The organism is Pseudomonas sp. 910_23 (genome assembly GCF_052850795.1).
The window spans coordinates 1-4,939 of the sequence record NZ_VXCZ01000038.1; the positions used below are offsets into that span (position 1 = coordinate 1).

Genomic DNA, 4,939 nt, shown 5'->3' on the forward strand with positions numbered 1-4,939 from the left:
AATGCCGCTGGGGCCGATGGTCCGATGAAGCGGCGCGCCGACTGGGCTGCCATCCCGAGCCAGGGCTTGCAGTTCCACCTGGGTGTTGCCGATGGGTACAAACCGGGTACTTTCAAACAGATGCACCAGGGTCAACCTACCCTGGGCTTTGCATTGAGCGACGGTACGGCTGGGTTTATCGGAAGAAGCCGGCGCGACCAGTGCGACGTCTTCCCCAACCTTGAACACCTGCTCCACGGCAAGTGCCGAACCACTCAACAGGCTCTCGGCCCATGCGTCGAACGTGTTCAGGCAGGTATGAAAATCCGCTAAAACGCGAGTGACATCCGGCGCCTTGGGATCCATGGGGGCCAACACAAAGCCAGCGATCACCGGGATCAAGAGCCAGCCCTGTCAACCAGGGTTCTAACGAAAACAACCATCTGCAATCCCTCGCACTGTTCAATCAGGCGAGGGACTTTGCAGAGGTTTTCAGGGCAGGGGAGTAGAGCTTATCCGGCGCTTGCGTGGGAAGTTTCAGCAACCTTGTCGCGCAGCACCAGGCTGCACAGCGCAGGCAGGAACAACAGCGTCAACACCGTGCCCACCAGCACGCCGCCAATCAGCACATAGGCCAGCGACGACCAGAACACCGACAGCGTCAGCGGAATAAACGCCAGCGCCGCCGCCAGTGCGGTGAGGATTACCGGGCGCGCACGGCGCACTGTGGCTTCGATGATGGCCTCGCGAATCGCCATGCCGTGATCCTGGTTCTGGCGGATCTGGTCGGTAAAGATCAGTGTGTTGCGCATCAGGATGCCGCCGATGCCGATCAGCCCGAGAATCGCGTTGAAGCCGAATGGCTGGTTGAACAGCAACAAGGTCGGCACTGCACCGATCAGGCCCAGAGGCGCGGTAGCGAACACCATGAACATCACGCCGAACGAGCGCACCTGGAACATGATCACCGTGAGGGTCAGCAGGATCATGATCGGGAACAGCGCCGCCAGGGCCACGTTGGCCTTGGCGCTTTCCTCTACCGGGCCGCCGATGTCGATTTTGTAACCGCTGGGCAGCTTGGCGATCAGCGGTTGCAGGTCTTTGTACACGGCCATTTCCACATCGGGTGGTTGCACGCCGTCGATGATGTCGGCGCGCACTTCCACGGTGGTGGCGCGGTCACGGCGCTTGAGGATCGGTTCTTCCATCACCGCCTTGAAATGTCCGACCTGGGCCAGCGGTACCGACGTACCGGCGCTGTTGGTCAGCGTCATGTTATTGAGGTTGGCAAGGTCTTCGCGTTGGCTGCCCTGGGCGCGGGCCACCACTGAGACGGTGCGGTTGCCTTCGCGGACTTCGGTGATCGGGTTGCCGCTGAGCAGGGCGTTCAACTGGGACTTGACCTCGTCGGGGGTAAAACCCAGCAAGCGCAGGCGGTCCTGGTCCAGCACCAGGCGATAAGCGCTGGCACGCTCGCCCCATTCGAGGAAGGTGTCTCTGGTCAGCTTGTTGCCGGCCACGACCTGGCGCGCGTCTTCAGACAGCTCGCGCAGCACATTCAGGTCTGGCCCGGAGACGCGAAACACCACCGGGAACGGCACCGGCGGGCCGAAGACGAGCTGTGTGACCCGCACCCGCGCCGATGGAAATTCGCCTGCCGCAATGCGCTCGCGCATACGCAGTTTCAGCGCATCGCGGGCGTGGGAGTCGGGGGTTTGCACGATCAGCTTGGCGAACGCCGGGTCGGGCATTTCAGGGTTCAACGACAGGAAAAACCGCGGTGCACCGCCGCCCACATACGTGTCCACCATGCTGGTCTGCGGCTCTTGCAACAAGGCTTTCTCCACTTGCGCTGCCACCGCTTCGGTGCTTTTAAATGCACTGCCGGGTGGCATATACACTTCAAGAATCAGCTCCGAGCGGTCGGAGTCGGGGAAGAACTGTTTCTTCACCACCGCCATACCCAGGCCGCACAGCACGAACGCGGCCACCACCAGCCCGGTTACCAGCCAGCGCCCGCGCACGCAGGCCTCCACCAGGCTGCGCAGTTTCTGGTAGTAGCGCCCGGCATAAATCGCATCATGCCCGCCGGGGACTGGCTTGATGTGCGGCAACAACTTCACGCCCAGGTAAGGCGTAAACACCACGGCCACCAGCCAGGACGAAATCAGCGCGAAACCTACGATCCAGAAAATATTCCCGGCGTATTCGCCCGCCCCGGAGCGCGCAAACCCTACCGGGAGAAAACCGATGATGGTGACCAGGGTCCCGGTCAGCATCGGCGCCGCCGTGGAACTCCAGGCGTAGGTGGCCGCGTGGATCCGATCAAAGCCTTCTTCGAGTTTGACCACCATCATCTCGATGGCAATGATCGCGTCGTCCACCAACAAACCCAGGGAAATGATCAGTGCGCCGAGGGTCACACGGTCGAATTCACGGCCGGTGACCAGCATGATCACGAACACGATCGAGAGCGTCAGCGGCACGGCTGCCGCCACTACCAGCCCCACGCGAAAGCCCAGGGCCAGCAGGCTGATCAGCATCACCACGGCCAGGGCGACGAAGAATTTGAGCATGAACTCGTTGACCGCCAGGCTGATGTTTTTCGCCTGGTCGGAGACTTTGGCGAAGTTCACGCCCAAGGGCAGGTCGGCCTGGATCCTGGCTTCCTGGGCCAGCAGGCTCTTGTCCAGTTCCAGGCCGTTCCAGTGTTTTTCCATGATCACACCCAGCATCAGCGCGGGGTCGCCCTGGTGACGGATGCGGTAGCTGGGCGGGTCTTCATATCCGCGGCTCACGGTGGCGACATCGGCGATGCGCAGCACGCGGCCATTGACTTGCAGCGGTACGTTTTCGATCAGCGCGAGGCTGTCGAAGGCGCCGTCGATGCGGATGTAGACACGGGCGCCGGCGGTTTCGACGAAGCCTGCGGGCGCCACGGCGTTTTGCGCGGCGAGGGCGGCGAAGATTTGCTCGGGCTTGATGCCCAGAGTTGCCAGGCGCTCATAGGAAAACTCCACAAACACGCGCTGGGCCTGTTCACCAAGGATATTGACCTTCTTTACCCCCGGCAGGTTGAGCAAACCCTGGCGCAGCTCCTCGGCCATTTGTACTTGCTGGCGGTGGGGCAGGTGTTCTGCCTCCAGGGCATACAAGGCGAAATACACATCGGAATATTCATCGTTGAAAAACGGCCCGATCACACCCTTGGGCAGTTGCGCGGCTTCGTCGCTGAGCTTTTTGCGTGTCTGGTAGAACAGCGCCTGGATCTCGCTCGGGCGTGTGGATTCGAGGAAGGTCATGCGCATCGACACGAAACCCGGCTGGGCGATGGTCTCGACGCGGTCGTAGTAGTCCAGTTCCTGCAGGCGTTTTTCCAGGCGGTCGGCCACTTGCTCCTGCATCTCCTGGGCGGTGGCGCCGGGCCAGGCGGCGGTGATGGTCATGACCTTGACGGTGAACGAGGGGTCTTCGGCGCGGCCCAGCTTGCCGAACGCGAAGACCCCGGCGACGAGGATCGCAATCAGCAAAAACAGGGTGACAGCGCGGTGTTTGACGGCCAGTTCGGAGAGGTTGATCCCGCGCATACTCATTGATCCTGCTTACGGTTGAGGGCCAGCGCCTGGGAGGGCAGCAAGCGCACCGTATCGCCGCTGTGCAACAGGTGAGCGCCGAGGGCGACGATGGTTTGGCCGGGTGTTACGCCGCTGTCGAGCAAGGCGTCCTCCTGGCCGAGGCTGGCGACCTTCACCGGGGCGAAGCTGAGTTTGAAATCGTCGCCAATCACCCATACGCCCGTGCCTTGCCCTGCATCCTGCAAGGCGCCAATGGGTACGCGGGTTTGCAGGGGCTGGCCGTTGCCTTGCAAGCGCACGGTGATGGTGGAACCGAGGGCGAAACGTTCGACCGCACCCTGCAGCACATAACGTGCGCGGTAGGTGCGGGTCACGGGGTCGGCGCTGGCGGACAGTTCGCGCAGAGTGGCGGTCACGGCCTGGTCCGCTGCGCCAAAGGGAAGCGCCAGGGCTTTTTGAGCAGCCAGGTCACGCTGGTTCTCCGGCAGATTGACGATGGCTTCGCGGGCGCCGTCATGGGCCAGGCGCGCCACGATTTGCCCTTCGGCTACCACCTGGCCGCGATCGGCCAGCACGTCGGTGATGATGCCGTCGCCATCGGCCTTGAGTACTGAATAAGTGCGACGGTTTTCGATCTGGCTGGCATCCGATTGCGCCGCGGCCAGTTCGGCCTGGGCGACGCGCAGGTTAGTGGCCGACTGATCGAAGATCTGCCGCGACACCGCGCCGGTACTGGCCAGGCGCTGGTAACGGTTTTCGTCATCGCGGCGCTGGCGCAGTTGGGCCTGGGCGGCGTTGACGCGGTTTTTTGCCGAGCGCAGCGCCAGTTCGAAGTCGCCAATGTCCAGCACCAACAGGGTGTCACCACGGGAGACGTGCTGGCCGGGGTCGACCTTGCGTTCGATCACCTTGCCGCTGACCCGAAAGCCCAGGTCGCTTTCCGTGCGCGCGGCTACTACACCGGTATAGGCGCTTTGCTGGGTGCCGGCTGCTTCGACCTTGGCGGCGAGTACCGGGCGCGGCACTGGCACCTGGGCGGTATCGGCCTTGCTGTTGCAGCCATTGAGGAACATCAACAGGGCCAGGGGCGTGAGAAGACGCAGGGGGAGAGGGGGCATGGCGAACTCCGGAAACCATTGTGCGAAAAATTACGGTCGTAATTTTGTGCTTATATTATGGTCGAAATATAAATTAATCCAGCCCCCGATAATCCCAGTCAGCTATGCGCAGATCTCCTGTGGGCTTGTTCGCGAAAGCGCAGTGCCAGTCACTGATGAGTCAACCGAACCACCACTATCGCAGCATAGGTATCTACACAACTTTGTAGCTGCCGCACGCCCCGTAACCACGATGCGAAGCGAGCCGCTCTTGATCTTGATCTGCTC

Annotated in this window: 3 protein-coding genes; all 3 read right to left on the minus strand. The window is 62.1% G+C overall.

Annotation, left to right across the window (positions count from 1 at the left end):
- Nucleotides 1-381: hypothetical protein (locus FW800_RS27185; protein ID WP_446438854.1), on the minus strand; the 381-nt coding region annotated here is incomplete at its 3' end.
- Nucleotides 382-491: 110 nt separating this feature from the next.
- Complete coding sequence (locus FW800_RS27190; RefSeq protein ID WP_446438855.1) at nucleotides 492-3,566, minus strand: efflux RND transporter permease subunit; 3,075 nt, start codon at nucleotides 3,564-3,566, stop codon at nucleotides 492-494.
- A 2-nt stretch (nucleotides 3,567-3,568) separates the two neighbouring features.
- Nucleotides 3,569-4,672 (minus strand): efflux RND transporter periplasmic adaptor subunit, encoded by a 1,104-nt coding sequence (locus FW800_RS27195; protein WP_446438856.1) that lies wholly within the window; start codon nucleotides 4,670-4,672, stop codon nucleotides 3,569-3,571.
- Nucleotides 4,673-4,939: the final 267 nt, after the last annotated feature.